Below are 15,109 nucleotides of genomic sequence, written 5' to 3'. Positions count from 1 at the left end.
ACAGTGACCGTGTAGGTTTGTGTCGTGGTGCCGTCCTGTGCCGTGCCCACAACGGTGATGGTGTTATCGCCAACATTGAGGTTGATGGCGCCTGAGGCATTGCCGGAGGTGACGGCAACGCTGTTCACAGTGACGGTGGCATTTGCGTCCGTGACGGTGGGCGTGACGGTCAGCGAGGTGACGGCATTGCCGACGGAAGCGGTGTAGCTTGTGGTGCCGCTGGAGAAGGCTGGCGTCAGCGTGCCCTGGGACAGGACGAGGTTCGCCAGAGTGGCGACGGTCGAGGCAGGAGCATTGATCTGCAGGGAATAGGCCGCGCTGCCAAAGACGTTATCAGTATCCGTTGCAGTGATTGTGAAGTTCGCTGTGCCTGCGGTTGTGGGCGTGCCGGTCAGCTCGCCGGTGCTGGCATTGAGGCTGACGCCTGCAGGGAGACTGCCGTTGGTGACAGCGTAAGAGTATCCACCTGCACCGCCGGATGCGGAGACGGTTTGACTATAGTTTACGCCTTCTTGTCCGGCCGGAAGTGCGCCTGCAGCGGGAGAGAGGGTAATTGGTGGGTTTGCCGTGCAAGAGACACGCAAAGTGACGGAAGCACCGGTGGCAATACCCGTGTCATTCCGGGATGCAGTAAGCTGGATGTAAATTCCGTCATTGTCGGAAACGGTAAATGACCCGGTTCTTGAAAATGAACCGTCAGTGGAAGTTACTGCGGAATAAGTTGGCGTACCGCTGAGCCCGCCAATGTCAAATTGGGCAGATGTATTTCCTGAGCCATCGGCTGTTGCCGTTGCGTGAAACGAAATCGTCTCGCCAGATTCAATTGCAGGGCCGTCGAAGAGAAATTCGGAGAGCTGCCCTGCGGTTATGTTGGAGACTGAGTAGGTCTGCCCTCCGGACCAATTCGTATTCACATCCAGACAGGCTTGAGATGCTGCTGCCTCTGCCCGGGGGGCAGTCAAGAATGTGGCCGTGAGCACAAGGCTGACGAGCAGGGCAAGATACTTGATAAAATGCAAGGGGGAGAAACGGGGCCAGGTGCGCATGAAGTCCAAGTATTTCACTCCCGGCGTTTTATGCCGGCCGGCCGTCCTGCAGTGCGGCTTTGCATTGACCGCAGCCTGGCTGCCTGTGATGCCTCGCATGCTTCATTCCCCCATGGCCAGGATACCATGCATCCTGCAAACTCATCCCCTCAGAAACAGCCCTCTAAAACCCGCAAGGTTTCCCGGTCCCGGCAGCTCAACGCTGGTGTGACATAAGAATAATCTGGGTTTTGCGTGAATCACCGCAGCAGGCCACACAATCATAGAGTGCTTTTCTATGGTTTTCTTGCCATATCTTGCGTGTACGGGCAACGCTTTTGCAACGCTGCCCGTACAATTTATGGGGGAGTTTCCGTTACGGCCTGTCGGGGTAGAGGCCGTTGATCATGATGCAGTAGCTCATGGCAAGTGAGGGTGACTGGTTCACGAAGGCGGTGGCACCGCCTGTGACGCCAATTCCCACGGTGCCGCCGGTGATGCCCGAGTTGTACGTGAAGCTGATGGGGCCATTACCGGCGGCACCCGTCAGTTGCACGTCGAGGCCGCTCAGTGCCACGTCTGCGGCAGTGCTTGTGGATGGCACATAGATATTCGCAGCCTGGATGCCTGCTGTGGGCGCTTTACCGAGATAGGCATTGGCCGAGAGCGTTGGGGTGCCAATTTCATCCTTCGCATTGAGTTTGGCTGAAACGCCCAGTGTGCCGGCAGAAGCCGGGACATTGACCGTCTGCTGTCCGCCGCCCGTGCCGACGAACGTTGCCGAGTGAGTGTGTGGCGGCAGGTTGGCGATTGTGAGGGTTGTTGTCTGCGTGCCGGATTGGGCGGCGAAAGGCTGCGGGAGCATCCCTGGTCCTGTCCCGGAATTGAGAATCGCCCGGCCGCGCAGATCCGGCAGTGCGAACTGTCCGCTCTGCGCGGAGCCGCCATACTGGGTTCCGATCAGGCTGTAGAGCGCCTGATTGCCGTTGATCGCAATCTGCCGCCCGTCGGCCGGCAGCCAGTTCCGCGGGCACCAGTTGAAGGCAAAGGCACAGACACTGCCGATATAGGATTCCATGTTGCAGGCCTGTGCCGGAGCTGAGCTGCCGATCACGAGGGCGGTGCTGCCTGCGCCCAGCATGGCGAGGGCGCCGAGGGTGGACAGGCCCTGTCCGAAGATGCGGGCGGGTTTGAGCTGCTTTCTCATCCTGAACTCCAGTTTGGTTTCATGCGGTCTGGCGCGCACGGCTGGCGTGTGCGTCTGCCGCCCATTGAAGGGGACGGATGAGTAGAGTTATTGTGAAGTTCCGCTGCTGTATTTTCATTTATATATAATATTATTGGAGATTTAACTTTGTTTTTACTGGATATCTGCTGATCGTTGATTTTGCCTGTGTGGTTTTTTTGTGATTTTTTTTGATCTGCGTGTGCAGGTTGAGCGGCCGTGGCTGAAGATGGTCTGCTCCCCTCTGAAGGGGCGGGGGCAGCTGTGCACTGAGGTGGGTAAATGGGCCGGCGTTGCATGCCGGGCAATGCCTGACCGATGCCCGCGCAGGCTCCTATACCAAGGCTTTCGATGCTGACGCATCACGCCTTGAAGATGCTCAGTCGCTGCAAGGGCTTAACCAATACTCGATCAGTCAAGCTCATCGAGTGTTGGTATCACGGCACGCACCGGTAAGGCTTCACCGGATGCCGATTCTCCCGCAAGTCTTTCCATGCTGGCGCCTCACGCCCCGGGCACGCGCAAACGGCGCAAGGCTTGATCAAATCCGGACAAGGCAGGCGGCATCAGGGGCGGTGTTACCGCTCGCGCAAGGGCAGGGCGACGGTGTCCTTGACCGTATTCACCACGATGCGGGACTGCACATCAGACACCAGCGTGTTGTCGAGCAGCTTCAGCCGCAGGAAATTGTCATAGGCCTTGATGTCTTCGGTGACGACCTTGATGAGATAGTCCACCGCGCCGGTGATACGCTCGCAGGTGACGACCTCCTGCCAGTGATGCACCAGCTTGTCGAAGGTCTCCATGTTCTCGCGGCTGGGCACGGTCAGCTTGACGAAGGCATAGGCGACAAAGCCGAGGCCGACGGCTTCCCGGTCGACAATGGCAGCCACCTGCCGGATGACGCCCATCTCCTTCAGCTTCTTGATGCGGCGCCAGCACGGCGTCTGGCTCATGCCGGCCGCACGGGCAATCTCGGCGATGGATTGGGAAGCGTCCCTCTGGAGAACACGCAAGACGCGGATATCGGAGGGATCAAGAAGAAAATTCTCTGTCATGGGCCTGTCGGGGAAGAAAATCACGGCCAAGGGCTTGGCTGGCGGCACAATAGCACAGAAATCACCCGCGAAAAGGACGATATTGGTGCTTGAGAAACCGCTCTGGCACCCGGGAGTAGAAGGCGGGCGTCAGGCGGCGGAGGAGGGAACCGATGAACGCTTACGCGCCCGTGGTGTCGCTGGACGACAAATATACCGCAACAGGCGGCCGGATCTACCTGACCGGCATTCAGGCACTGGTGCGCCTCGCCCTCGACCGGCAGCGGCTGGATCATCTTGCGGGCCTGAGGACCGGCGGGTTCATCTCCGGCTACCGCGGCTCGCCTCTGGCTGGCTATGACACGGAACTGACGCGTGCCCGCAAGCATATTGCAGCCCATGACGTGGTGTTCAAGCCCGGGATCAACGAGGAGCTGGGCGCAACGGCCGTCTGGGGCTCCCAGAAGCTGCGGCTGCATGGCAAGGGTTCCGATTTCGATGGCGTTTTCGGCATCTGGTACGGCAAGGCGCCGGGCGTGGACCGGGCCGGGGACGTTCTGAAACAGGCCAATGCGTCGGGCGTGGACCGCAACGGCGGCGTGCTGGCGCTGGCGGGCGATGACCATCTGGCCAAATCCTCGATCCTTCCGGGCCAGAGCGAGTTCTTTTTCGAGCACGCGGAAATCCCGGTGCTCAACCCTTCCGACATTCAGGATGTGCTCGACTTCGGCCTGCATGGCTTCGAAATGTCGCGTTTTGCCGGGCTGTGGTCGGCACTGATCTGCCTTGCCGATACGATGGATGCTTCGGCGACCATTTCGGTCAACGCGGACCGGCTCCGTTTTGTGCGTCCCGAGCAGGACCCCTGGCTGCTGCATGACCTGAACCGGGTGCTGCTGCTGGGCAACCGGCTGGAGACGGAACGCCTGTTGCGTGATGTGCGCATCCCGGCGGCTCAGGCCTATGTGCGGGCAAACCGGCTGGACCGGGTGGCCTTCGGCGCCAGCCGTCCGCGCCTTGGCCTTGTGGCCACGGGCAAGGCCTACCGGGATCTGCTGCAGGCGCTGGATCTCATCGGCATCAACGAGCAGCGGGCGAAGGAAATCGGCCTTGCTGTCTACAAGGTGGCGCTCGCCTGGCCGCTGGAGCCTTCGGGGCTGGCCGAATTTGCGCGTGGTCTCAACAAGCTGATGGTGGTGGAGCACAAGCGCGCCTTCCTGGAGCCGCAGATCAAGGAAATCTCCTATCACTGGCCGGCGGAAGCCCGTCCGCGCATCTGGGGCAAGCGGACGCCTGAGGGTGAGCCGATGCTGTCTGATGTGCTGGAGTTGTCCGTCTCGGAAATCATCCGGGCGCTGCTCGGCTATCTGCCGGAAGATGTGGTGACCGATGAAATGCGGGATGTTAGCGCCCGCATGAACACTCAGGTGATGTGGGCGCAAGGGCATGCGGAGCGTGCGGCGCGCATTCCCTATTTCTGCTCCGGCTGCCCGCATTCCTCCTCCACCGTTGTTCCGGAAGGCGCCCGCTCGCTGCCCGGCATCGGCTGCCATGCCATGACCGAACAGGCGGGCCGCACCACCGACGGGCAGATCGCCATGGGCGGTGAAGGCGTGCTGTGGGTGGGGCAGAAGGACTTTGCCCGCGACACCCATGTCTTCGCCAATCTGGGCGATGGCACCTATTTCCACTCCGGCATTCTGGCGATCCGCCAGGCGGTGTCCTCCAAGGTGCCGATCACCTACAAGATCCTCTACAATGACGCGGTCGCCATGACCGGCGGCCAGCCGCATGACGGGCCGCTCACCGTGCCCCGGATGACCCGCCAGCTGGAAGCCGAAGGCGTGGCGCGCATTGCCGTCGTCAGCGAGCGGCCTGAGACCTACACTGGCCGCAAGGATCTGGCACCTCTGGTGGACGTGCTGCACCGGGATCTCCTGATGGACGTGCAGCGCGAGTTCCAGAAAGTCGATGGCGTCACCGTCATCATCTATGATCAGACCTGCGCCGCCGAAAAGCGCCGCCGCCGCAAGAAGGGCGCCTATCCGGACCCGGATCTGCGGCTCTTCATCAACGACCGGGTGTGCGAGGGCTGCGGCGATTGCTCGGTCCAGTCCAACTGCCTGTCGGTGGAGCCGGTGAAGACCCGCTACGGCGAAAAGCGCCAGATCAACCAGTCCAGCTGCAACAAGGATTTCTCCTGTGTGAAGGGCTTCTGCCCCTCCTTCGTTGAAATCGAGGGCGCGGCGCTGCGCAAGGCGGAAACCCACGGCGTGGACGTGGACGGCCTTCTGGCCGGCCTGCCGCCGGTGGAGCTGCCCGGTCTGGAACGGACGCTGAACCTGCTCATCGCCGGTATTGGCGGCATGGGTGTGACGACGATCTCCGCCGTGCTGGCCATGGCCGCGCATCTGGATGGCAAGCAGGCCTCGACGCTGGACATGACGGGTCTGGCGCAGAAGGGCGGGCCGGTGACCTCGCATGTTCGCTTTGCCTCGCTGGCCCGTTCCATCGAGGGCCCGCGCGTGCCGACCGCCAGCCTCGATGTGCTGATTGCCTCCGACATGGTGGTGGCCACCAATGCCGAGCAGCTGGCCCTGACCAACCGCTCGGCCACCCGCGTCTTTGCCAACACCCGCGTGGCGCCGACGGCGGAATTCGTGCTGAAGCAGACGCTTTCCTTCGACGAGGCACGGATGCTGAAGTCGCTGGAGGCAGCCTCCATCCTGTGTAAGGCAGCGGATGCGGCGACCATTGCCGAGCAGCTTCTGGGTGATGCGATCTATGCCAACATGATGCTGGTGGGCATGGCCTTCCAGAGCGGCGCGCTGCCGGTGAGTGCGGAAGCCATCGAAACGGCGCTGCATCTGAATGGCGCGCAGGTGAAGGCCAATGTGAAGGCCTTCCGAGCCGGGCGTGTGCTGGCGGCGGCTCCCGAAAAGATCCTCGCCGCCCTGCCGCAGCCGGAAAAGCTGGAGCCGGAAACGCTGGACGCGCGCATTGCCCGGCAGGAGCGGGAGCTGACGCTCTATCAGGATGCCGCCTATGCAGCCCGCTTCCGCAAGCTGATCGATGCGGTGCGGGCAGCCGATACAGCGCACGGTCCCGGCACCTTCCGCCTGACCGAGACGGCGGCGGACATGCTCTACAAGGTCATGGCCTACAAGGACGAGTATGAGGTGGCGCGGCTTTACGCCGATCCGGCCTTTGCCCAGAAGCTGAAGGCGCAGTTCGAGGATCCGAAGAAGGTGAAGGTGATGCTCGCCCCGCCGCTGTTGTCGCGGGGCAAGGACCCGAAGACCGGGCGTCCGGCCAAGATGGGTTTCGGCCCCTGGGTGTTCACTGCCTTCCGCCTGATGTCGAAGATGAAGGGCTTGCGCGGCACCGCCTTCGATCCCTTCGGCCGCACGGCGGAGCGCCGTGCCGAGCGGGCGCTGGTGGCAAGCTATTCAGCTGATCTCCAGACCATTATCGCGGCGCTGCCGAAGGCGGGCTACGGTCTGCTGGTGGAACTGGCCCGCGTGCCGGATCTGGTGCGCGGCTATGGCCCGGTGAAGGAAGAGAACCTGAAGAAGGCAGAAGCCAAGCGCGCCCAGCTGCTGGCCCGCCTCAAGGGAGAGACGCCCGAATTTGCCGAGGCGGCCGAGTAAACTCAGCCTCTGTGACGCAGCGGCATAGGTGTCTTTCCGGCTGCACGTGCACCGGCCCTCCGGATATGGCAATGTCATGTCTCTGTTAAAGGAGGCATGACAGGAGGATCGTCATCATCCGTAATCAAAGGCTCTTCCCTGCTGCCGGGTGCCGTGCAGATGCAGGCTGTCATCACTGCGGGTTCTCGTCATGATCGCGCTGCTGCTTGGCGGAACCGGCCTGTTTCTCGCCGGTATGTGGATGATGACCGACGGCCTTAAGCTGGCGGCCGGAAAGGCGCTTGAGGGGCTGTTGCGCAATGCCACCGGTGCACCCTGGCGGGGCGTTCTTGCAGGCATTGCCGTGACGGCGGTTGTTCAGTCGTCCAGCGCGGTGACGGTGGCCACCATTGGCTTCGTCAACGCCGGTCTTTTGTCGCTGGCCCAGTCGGTCTGGGTCATTTTTGGCACCAACATCGGCACGACGATGACCGGCTGGCTGGTGGCAACGCTTGGCTTCAAGCTGGATATCGTCAGTCTTGCCCTGCCACTGCTGGGAGCGGGGATGATCATCCGGGTTGCGGCCGGCTCACGCGGCAGGCTGTCGGGGCTGGGGCAGGCGGTGGCCGGGTTCGGCGCCTTTTTCCTCGGTATCGGTTTTCTGCAGCAGGCCTTTGGTGACGTGACCGTGCCCGCGGCCCTGTCCAGCCTTGCCCAGTCGCCGCTGCTTGGAATTCCCGTGTTTGTGGCCGTGGGCATTGGCCTCACGCTTCTGACCCAGTCCTCCAGTGCCGCCATGGCGCTGGTGCTGACGTCGAGCGCGGGCGCGGGGCTGCCGGTGTTCCTTGGCGCTGCCGCCGTCATCGGCACCAATATCGGCACCACGTCTACGGCCGGATTTGCAGCTCTCTCGGCAACGCCGCCCGCCCGCCGGGTGGCTGCCGCTCACATTGCCTTCAACGGCCTGACCGCTTGCGCCGCGCTTGTTCTGCTTTATCCATTATTGCAGCTGGCTCAATGGCTTGCGGCGGAAATGTCAGTAAGTGATTCAGGTGCTGCCGACATCGCCCTGGTGCTGGCTGTCTTTCATACCCTGTTCAACTGCATGGGCTTGATCCTGATCTGGCCCCTGACCGGCAAACTGGTGACCTGGCTGGAGCACCGTTTCGTCAACGCGCAGGAGAAGATCGGCCGTCCGGAGTTTCTCGACCCGACCTTGCGTCCGGTTCCCCAGCTTGCCTTGCGCGGGCTGCTGCTGGAGACGGACAGGCTGTCCGCCATCACGCATGCCTTCGCACGCGACTGTCTGGCTGAACCGCGCTTGGTCACCGGCGAGCTTGACGCACGCCTGACCGGCAGTCTTGCGCTCGGCCGGGCCATCCGCAGCTTCATCGAGCACATGAACAAGGAAGCGATGCCGCAAGCTGTTTCCGAGGCCATTCCCGATGTCATCCGCGGGGTGCAGCATCTGGAGGAAGTTGCGCAATTCTCGGCAGCAGCCCTTTCTGATGCTGCGCTTGAGCCGCAGGGAGAGGTCCGGCAGGACGTGGAGCGCATGCGCCAGTCTGCTCTGAAAGCCCTGATCTCAGGGCAACCGTCCGGGGAGAGCCCTGTCCCGCCCGAACTGCTTGAAGCGGCGGTGACTGAAACCGAGACACTTTACCAGTTGACGAAGGCTTCTCTCCTGTCTCGCGCAAGCCTGGCGGGCGAACATGTCGAGACGATTGAACGCAGTCTCCTGCAGATCCAGCAAATGCGCCGTTGCGTCCGGGCTTCCTGGAAGGCACACCGGCGTCTGGACCGCTGGCTTCTGGGTTTGAAACGGGATGGCATTCCTCGTGTGACAGGACGCACGGCAGATTAAGTCATGTATCTGAGGATGCAATTTTGATTGTCTTCTTCTGGGTGACCCTGCGTTCAATTTTAATGATTTTTTTGGTTTGATTTTGTTTTATGCGATCCTTGTGTGATTTTTCCTGTATTAATCCGGGTTTAATTCCTTTGCTTCAGTATGCCTTCAAAGGTTTGCGTAGGGTTGTTAAATGAACCTCGGCCAGTGGAGTGTCAGGAACAAGGTTCTTCTGCCTGTCTGGATCATGGCAGCCTTCGTCGTTCTTGTGGTGTCCATCAATCTGGTCATCCTGCGCAGCGAGCTGGAGCGCGGGCATGTGGAAAAGGTGCGCGCGCTCGTCGAATCTGCCCGTTCCATTGCGGAAGAGAGCTACCGGCTGGCGCAGGACGGGACGCTGAGCGAGGAAGCTGCCAAGGACAAGGCACGTGATGCCATCCGGGCGATGATCTTCAATGGCGGTGCGCGCGTCTTTGTCTTTGATGAGGCCGGAAACCGTATTGTCAGCGATACCGTGGCTGAAGAAGGCATCAGCGCCTGGGGCTCCCAGCACACTCAGGACATGATCCGCAACGGCCTGAACGGGGGAGGCGTCACCTATTACAAGGGCGCAAGAACACTCGATGGGGTCACCACCCGCGGCAGGCCCAAGGCCGCGTGGTCTGAGCATTTTGCCCCTTGGGGATGGGTGATTTCCTCTGCAGTCTATCTTGACGACGTGAGTATCTCCTTCTGGAACCATCTCCTCCGGTTTGCCGTGATCTTTGGAGCTGTTGGCGTTCTGGTCGTTGTGTGGGTCAATGCCATTGTCGGCAGCATCACGGGACCTGTTCTGCGGTTGACGGCGAACATGAAACAGCTGGCAGACGGCGACACGGATGTAACTGTGGAGGATACGGGACGCGCCGATGAGATCGGCCAGATGGCCGCGGCCATGCGCACCTTCGTGTCCTATGAGCAGGAGCGCCATGTGCTGCACGAAAAGCTGGAGGAACTGGCTTTTTCGGACAGTCTGACAGGCCTTGCCAACCGTGCCTCCTTTCAGGACCGGCTGCAGTGCGAACTGGACCGCGCAGCAGCAGATGGCACCCATTGTGCCCTGATCGTGGTGGATCTTGACCGGTTCAAGACAATCAACGACACCATGGGGCATGCGGCAGGAGATGCGGTCCTGATCCAGACAGCGCGGCGGATTGAGGAGGCATTCGGCGCATGCGCCTTTGTGGGACGGCTCGCGGGTGACGAGTTCTTCGTGGTGCTGCCTGACCTGCCGGATGTTGCTGAGGCCATGGCTCAGGCAAATCAGCTTGTTGAGGCCATGCGCCAGCCCATCATGGTTGAGGATGCGGTGCTTCAGGTGTCTGTCAGCGCCGGTGTGGCTGCCGGTCCCGGCGACAGCGCCAGTGCCCCGGCACTTTTCCGCTTTGCCGATCTTGCGCTTTATGACGCCAAGCAGGCTGGCGGCAATTGTGTGCGTGCTTACAGGACGCAGATGGGCGAGACCATCGAGAAGCGGTTCAAGCTTGAAACCATGATGAATGGCGCGCTCAAGCGCGGCGAGTTCAAAGCTGCCTTCCAGTTGAAGATGGATATGGCCACTGGCCATCCGGCCGGTGCGGAGGCACTGTGCCGGTGGGTTCATCCGCGCCTTGGCAACATCAGCCCCGCCGAGTTCATCCCTGTGGCCGAGGAAACGGGTCAGATCATCGCCATCGGCAACATGATGCTGCGCGAGGCCTGCAAGTTTGCGGTTCAGGTCAATCATGCGTCTGCGCGGGCCATGGTCATCGCGGTGAATGTGTCGCCGCGCCAGCTGATGAATGGCGACTTTCTGATCCGGCTGCGTGACTGCCTTGCCGCCACCGGCTGCCAGCCGGAATGGCTGGAACTTGAGATCACCGAAAGCCTGCTGCTGGGGGAGGGCGGCGGCGTGCATGAGACGCTGGAGCAGATCGCGGCCATGGGCATTGGCATTGCCATCGATGATTTCGGCACGGGCTATTCCGCACTCAGCTATCTGCACCGTTTCCCGATCACCGCCCTCAAGATCGACCGCTCCTTCATGAACGGCATTTGCAGTGATCCGCAGCAGGAAATCCTGGTGCGGACCATTCTGGCCATGGCCCATGGTCTTGGCCTGGAGACCACGGCAGAAGGCATCGAAACCGAGGACGTGGCCCGCAAGCTCGCTTCCATGAACTGCCGCTTCGGTCAGGGCTATCTCTGGCACCGCCCGGCGCCAGCTGATGAAACCTCCGGCGTCATGTGTGGTCTGGCAGTTGCCTGATCCGGGCCAGCCTCGCGGGCGTCATTTTCCCTTGCCGTATAGCTCCCTCCAGGCGGGCAGCGTATCGCCCTTTGCCGGGGTGGCATGATAGACGCCGCGGGCAATGGCACGGGCGAGGGTGGAGGCGGCGGCGGCGCCCAGTTCGATCATGTCCGCCAATGGCTCTTCCAGCCTGTGGCGGCCGGTGGAGAGCGCAAAGACGAGATCTCCGTCCATGGGCGTGTGTGCAGGCCAGAGGGCGCGGGCAAGGCCGTCATGGGCCATCACCGCAAGGCGCTTTGCCTCCGCCTTGGTCAGGATGGCATCGGTGGCGACGATCGCAATCGTGGTGTTGGCTCCGGCACGCAGGGCATCGTGCTTGGTGCGCGGCACCGCTGCATCGGCGGGCAGGGGAGATGGAAGGCCGAGCCCGCCGAACTCATCGCCCCGCTCGAAAGGCGCTGCCCAGAAATGCGGGCCATCGCCTATGGTTGCCCGGCCCAGGGCGTTGACGGCAACAAGTGCGCCAACGGTCGCACCGCAGGCAAGGCGCATGGAGGCAGATCCCAGCCCGCCCTTCAGGTTTGCCGTGGTTGCTCCGCAGCCGGCGCCATGGCTGCCGAGCGCGAAGTCCAGCTCCGCTGCCTCAAGGGCGGCGCGGCCAAGCTCGCGGTAGGGAGCGTAGTCTCCCCAGTTCTTGTCTCCGCCATTCATCAGGTCAAACAGGATGGCGCCGGGCACGATCGGCACGCGCACCGGGCCCACCTGAAAGCCGCGCCCCATGGCGGCAAGCCCTGCCTGCACACCGGCTCCCGCATCAAGCCCGAAGGCCGATCCGCCGGAGAGGACCAGCGCATCGACCTTTTCGACCGTTTGGTCCGGCTCCAGCAGTGCCGTATCACGGGTTCCGGGCGCACCGCCGTGAATGGCAACGGAGGCCACCGCCGGTTCATCCGGCAGCAGCACCGTCACGCCGGACTTCAGCGTCAGATCCTCTGCCGATCCAACGCTTAGGCCCGGAACATCCGTGATGAGATTGCGCAAGCTGGTGCCTTTCCTGTTACGTCAGCGGGGTCATGACCGCCTTCTGATAGGCGGGGCGTGTGGTGAGGCGCTGGTACCAGGCTTCGAGATGCGGCAGATCTGGCCGGTCGAAGGACATGGTGAACCAGGCATAGGCGATGCAGCCGAGCGCCATGTCGCCGATGCCAAGGTTTTCACCAGACAGATACGGCGCCTTTGCGAGAGCAGCATCGGGGATCTTCAGCAGGTCCGTGCAGGCAGCAAGGCTCTGATCAATCTCGGCCTGAACCCGCTCTTCCGGTTTGCGGCGCACGATGTTGAGGAAGATGCCGCGGAAGGGACCCGCCAGTGTGGTCGAGGTCCAGTCCAGCCACTTGTCCGCCGCCGCAAAAGCCTTTTCGCCTGCTGGCGTGCCTAACTCAGGCACGAACGGCGCCTTGCCATGAGTGCGGGCCATATAGCGAACGATGGCGTTCGATTCCCACAGCACCAGCCCGTCATCTTCAAAGCAAGGCACCAGTCCGTTGGGGTTCATGGCCAGATAAGCCGGTTCCTTGTTGAGGCCAAAGGCGCCGCCGGCATCAATCCGGTCATAGGCGATCCCGATTTCTTCTGCGCACCACAAAACCTTGCGGACATTGGTGGAATTGATCCGGCCCCAGATTTTCACGTTGTTCCATTCCTGATTTCATCCGCCGTGTGCAGCGGAGCTGTTTCTCCCACCATAGTTATCTTATGTGGCTTTCCAGGCTCTTGAAAAGGGGGCTGGTGCCGGGCGCGGTTCAAGGTGGCATCCGGCTGCTGCCTTGGCTAGGATGCGGGCGGTGACGGAAGCCGGATATTTGATGAGGCACGGATTCATGCGTTGGTTCAAGAGCTTGGCGGCATTTTCTGCGGGACTGCTTGTGGCGGGCCTTCTGGCTGCGCCCGTGCAGGCAGAGGTTCGGATCGCTGTTGCCGCTGCCTTTTCCGGTCAGTTTGCGCCATTGGGGGATCAGATCCTGGCCGGGGCGCGGCTGGCGGTTGAAGACATCAACGCCAGCGGTGGCCTGCGAGGGGAAAAGCTGGTGCTTGAGGAAGCCGATGACCGCTGCGACCCGGAGCGGGCCACGGCGCTGGCCAACCAGCTCACCGGCAAGGGCGTGCAACTCGTCATCGGGCATCTGTGTTCCAGCGCCACGCTGGCGGCAGCGCCCGTCTACGCGGAGGCGGGACGCATTCAGATCACGGTGGCTTCCGCACTGCCGCAACTGACCGAAGCACGGCCGGGGCCGGGCTTCTTCCGGCTCGGGCCGCGCGAAGATGCCACCGCGCCTTTCATCGCAGAGCGTCTTGCCCGGGAGTTTGCCGGCAAGCGCATCGGCCTCGTCACCGACCGCAGCGCCTATGGCAAGGATTTTGCCGCCCGGGTGAAGGCTGCGATGCAGGCAAAGGGGCTCTCTCCTGCGTTGGAACGGGAATTTGATGCGGGTGCACGGGACCTGACGCCTCTGGCCTCGACGCTCAAGGGGGAGCGGCTGGATGTGGTGGTGCTGGGCGCCTATGCCACGGATGCGGGGCATCTCGCCGCCGCCCTCACTGCCTTGGACATGCAGGTGCCCGTTCTGGCTGGCGATGCGGCGATGGGGATGGAGTTTGGAGCTGCCGCAGGCGAGGCGGTAAGCCGTGTCGAGGTCACCTTCATGGTCGACCCGGCCGCCGTTCCGGACAGCCCTGCCCGGGAGATTGCCAGCCGCATGCGGGCTGCGGGCATGGTGCCTTCTCCTTATGCCACGGATGGCTACGCCACCGTCCAGCTCTTCGCAGCCGCTGCGGATGCCTCCGGCAGCTTCGACTTTGCGCCCGTGGCTGCAGCGCTTCAGTCCGGCAGCTTTGACACGGTCAGCGGCACAGTCTCGTTCTTGCCCGATGGGGACCGGGAGGGCGCGGGCCTTTCCTGGTACCGCTGGCAGGATGGCCGGTTCCGTCCCTCGGACCTGCCACGTTAACGCTCTTTTAAGAATGCGCCTCCTGGCAATGCCCTCTGACCGGCACCTGCGCTAGATTGGCCGGGTGAGGCCGTGCGGCCTCACCAAAGTCTGTGCCTGTCTGGTGTGCCGGGGGAACTCATGCGCCCTATTGCCGTGATCATGCGTTCGCTTGCCCTTGTGGCGGCCTGTGCCAGCCTGTTGGGTCTTGCCACTGCCGTGCCGGTGCAGGCCCGTGCAGAGCGCGTGGCCTTTGCATCGCAGGGGCTTGCGCCGGGCACGATCGTCATCCGCAACAGCGAGCGGCGGCTGTATCTGGTGCTGGGTGAGGGGCAGGCGCTGGCCTATCCGGTTGCGGTCGGCAAGAAGGGCAAGGCCTGGACGGGCCGCACCTATGTGACGGGCCGCTATCTGCGCCCGGCCTGGATCCCGCCTGCAATGGTGAAGCGTGACTTTCCGGACATGCCGGACCGGATCGAGGGCGGTGCGCCCAACAACCCGATGGGCGTGGCCGCCATGACGCTGGCAGGCGGCGAGTTCGCCATCCATGGCACCAACCGCCCCGGCAGCATCGGCCGCCCGGTGTCCTATGGCTGCATCCGCATGCACAACGAACATATCGCCGACCTGATCCAGCGCGTGCGTGAAAACACCCCGGTGATCGCGCTGCCGTGAGGCTGGCTCACTTCAGCAGCGGCAGGGCGCCGCACAGGCGGTCAACGGCCTTGCGCGGCCCGGCGACAAGGATCGCCTGCGGCTCGTGTTCGCTCAGGGGGGCTGCGGCGATGCGCGCCGTGTAATCCGCATAGTTCCGCGCCTCGAAGGCGGCACGCATGTACGCGAGACGGACGGGCATGTTCTCTGCGGCAGAAAATAGGCTGCCAAGCTCCTCCGCAGGAGCCCCGAGAACGGGCACGGCCACCTGGGTGATGCCTTCCAGCAGACGGCCCTCGCTGTCCGGTGTGGCGGGACCGATGAGGTCCGGCTGCAGCCGCCCGAGGCTCATGCCCAGAATGGCGGCAAAGTTGGCCTGCAGTCCTTTCGGCAGGCTGGTGGACAGGATGATGACGGGTTTCAAAGTCATGGCA

At 62.6% G+C, this 15,109-nt stretch carries 11 protein-coding genes; 5 read left to right on the top strand and 6 right to left on the bottom strand.

Translation table 11 applies throughout. From position 1 onward, the window contains the following. The 3 genes from H163_RS24525 to H163_RS0121185 form a co-directional block, all read right to left on the bottom strand. On the bottom strand, positions 1-1,145 hold a 1,145-nt coding region (locus tag H163_RS24525), incomplete at its 3' end, for a cadherin-like beta sandwich domain-containing protein (RefSeq protein ID WP_169445939.1). A 256-nt stretch (positions 1,146-1,401) separates the two neighbouring features. After that, the gene (locus H163_RS23840; RefSeq protein WP_019966626.1) at positions 1,402-2,232 is read right to left on the bottom strand and encodes a phage tail protein; all 831 of its coding nucleotides are present in this window, start codon (positions 2,230-2,232) and stop codon (positions 1,402-1,404) included. A 596-nt stretch (positions 2,233-2,828) separates the two neighbouring features. Then, the gene (locus H163_RS0121185; protein WP_019966625.1) at positions 2,829-3,308 is read right to left on the bottom strand and encodes an Lrp/AsnC family transcriptional regulator; all 480 of its coding nucleotides are present in this window, start codon (positions 3,306-3,308) and stop codon (positions 2,829-2,831) included. A 152-nt stretch (positions 3,309-3,460) separates the two neighbouring features. Here H163_RS0121185 and H163_RS0121180 point away from each other — a divergent pair, with 152 nt between their 5' ends. The 3 genes from H163_RS0121180 to H163_RS0121170 all read left to right on the top strand — a co-directional run bounded on the left by H163_RS0121180 (position 3,461) and on the right by H163_RS0121170 (position 11,052). Beyond that, positions 3,461-6,937 carry an indolepyruvate ferredoxin oxidoreductase family protein gene (locus H163_RS0121180; RefSeq protein WP_019966624.1) on the top strand — a complete coding sequence of 1,159 codons (3,477 nt, stop codon included), beginning with the start codon at positions 3,461-3,463 and terminating at the stop codon, positions 6,935-6,937. Between the two features lie 190 nt (positions 6,938-7,127). Beyond that, entirely contained in the window at positions 7,128-8,780 is a 1,653-nt protein-coding gene (locus tag H163_RS23395; RefSeq protein ID WP_019966623.1) for a Na/Pi cotransporter family protein, read from the top strand. 178 nt (positions 8,781-8,958) lie between these two features. Further along, on the top strand, positions 8,959-11,052 hold the full coding sequence (locus tag H163_RS0121170) for an EAL domain-containing protein (RefSeq protein ID WP_019966622.1): 2,094 nt from the start codon (positions 8,959-8,961) through the stop codon (positions 11,050-11,052). A 21-nt stretch (positions 11,053-11,073) separates the two neighbouring features. On the opposite strand, the gene H163_RS0121165 is transcribed toward H163_RS0121170, so the two are convergent. Further along, the gene (locus H163_RS0121165) at positions 11,074-12,075 is read right to left on the bottom strand and encodes a P1 family peptidase (RefSeq protein ID WP_019966621.1); all 1,002 of its coding nucleotides are present in this window, start codon (positions 12,073-12,075) and stop codon (positions 11,074-11,076) included. Between the two features lie 16 nt (positions 12,076-12,091). Then, positions 12,092-12,724 carry a glutathione S-transferase family protein gene (locus tag H163_RS0121160; RefSeq protein ID WP_019966620.1) on the bottom strand — a complete coding sequence of 211 codons (633 nt, stop codon included), beginning with the start codon at positions 12,722-12,724 and terminating at the stop codon, positions 12,092-12,094. 190 nt (positions 12,725-12,914) lie between these two features. On the opposite strand from H163_RS0121160, the gene H163_RS0121155 reads away from it, so the two are divergent. Together H163_RS0121155 and H163_RS0121150 are read left to right on the top strand one after the other, a co-directional pair. Continuing rightward, positions 12,915-14,042, top strand: coding sequence for a branched-chain amino acid ABC transporter substrate-binding protein (locus H163_RS0121155; protein ID WP_019966619.1), 1,128 nt, complete (start codon positions 12,915-12,917; stop codon positions 14,040-14,042). A 120-nt stretch (positions 14,043-14,162) separates the two neighbouring features. Continuing rightward, positions 14,163-14,696, top strand: a complete 534-nt coding sequence (locus H163_RS0121150; RefSeq protein ID WP_040679424.1) for a L,D-transpeptidase — start codon at positions 14,163-14,165, stop codon at positions 14,694-14,696. Positions 14,697-14,703: 7 nt separating this feature from the next. Here H163_RS0121150 and H163_RS0121145 read toward each other — a convergent pair whose 3' ends face one another. Further along, the gene (locus H163_RS0121145; RefSeq protein WP_019966617.1) at positions 14,704-15,105 is read right to left on the bottom strand and encodes a DUF2000 domain-containing protein; all 402 of its coding nucleotides are present in this window, start codon (positions 15,103-15,105) and stop codon (positions 14,704-14,706) included. Positions 15,106-15,109 lie beyond the last annotated feature (4 nt).

Origin of the sequence: Pannonibacter phragmitetus DSM 14782 (assembly GCF_000382365.1) — a bacterium.
GTDB classification, from domain to species: Bacteria; Pseudomonadota; Alphaproteobacteria; order Rhizobiales; family Stappiaceae; genus Pannonibacter; species Pannonibacter phragmitetus.
Note: the sequence above shows the minus strand (reverse complement) of the source record. Positions and strands in the feature narration are given on the sequence as shown.

Excerpts from the sequence above, each read along its gene's own strand:
- H163_RS0121145 (WP_019966617.1), bottom strand. The coding sequence starts at position 15,105 with ATGACTTTGAAACCCGTCATCATCCTGTCCACCAGCCTGCCGAAAGGA.
- H163_RS0121185 (WP_019966625.1), bottom strand. The coding sequence starts at position 3,308 with ATGACAGAGAATTTTCTTCTTGATCCCTCCGATATCCGCGTCTTGCGT.
- H163_RS0121150 (WP_040679424.1), top strand. The coding sequence starts at position 14,163 with ATGCGCCCTATTGCCGTGATCATGCGTTCGCTTGCCCTTGTGGCGGCC.
- H163_RS0121180 (WP_019966624.1), top strand. The coding sequence starts at position 3,461 with ATGAACGCTTACGCGCCCGTGGTGTCGCTGGACGACAAATATACCGCA.
- H163_RS23840 (WP_019966626.1), bottom strand. The coding sequence starts at position 2,232 with ATGAGAAAGCAGCTCAAACCCGCCCGCATCTTCGGACAGGGCCTGTCC.
- H163_RS0121170 (WP_019966622.1), top strand. The coding sequence starts at position 8,959 with ATGAACCTCGGCCAGTGGAGTGTCAGGAACAAGGTTCTTCTGCCTGTC.
- H163_RS0121155 (WP_019966619.1), top strand. The coding sequence starts at position 12,915 with ATGCGTTGGTTCAAGAGCTTGGCGGCATTTTCTGCGGGACTGCTTGTG.
- H163_RS23395 (WP_019966623.1), top strand. The coding sequence starts at position 7,128 with ATGATCGCGCTGCTGCTTGGCGGAACCGGCCTGTTTCTCGCCGGTATG.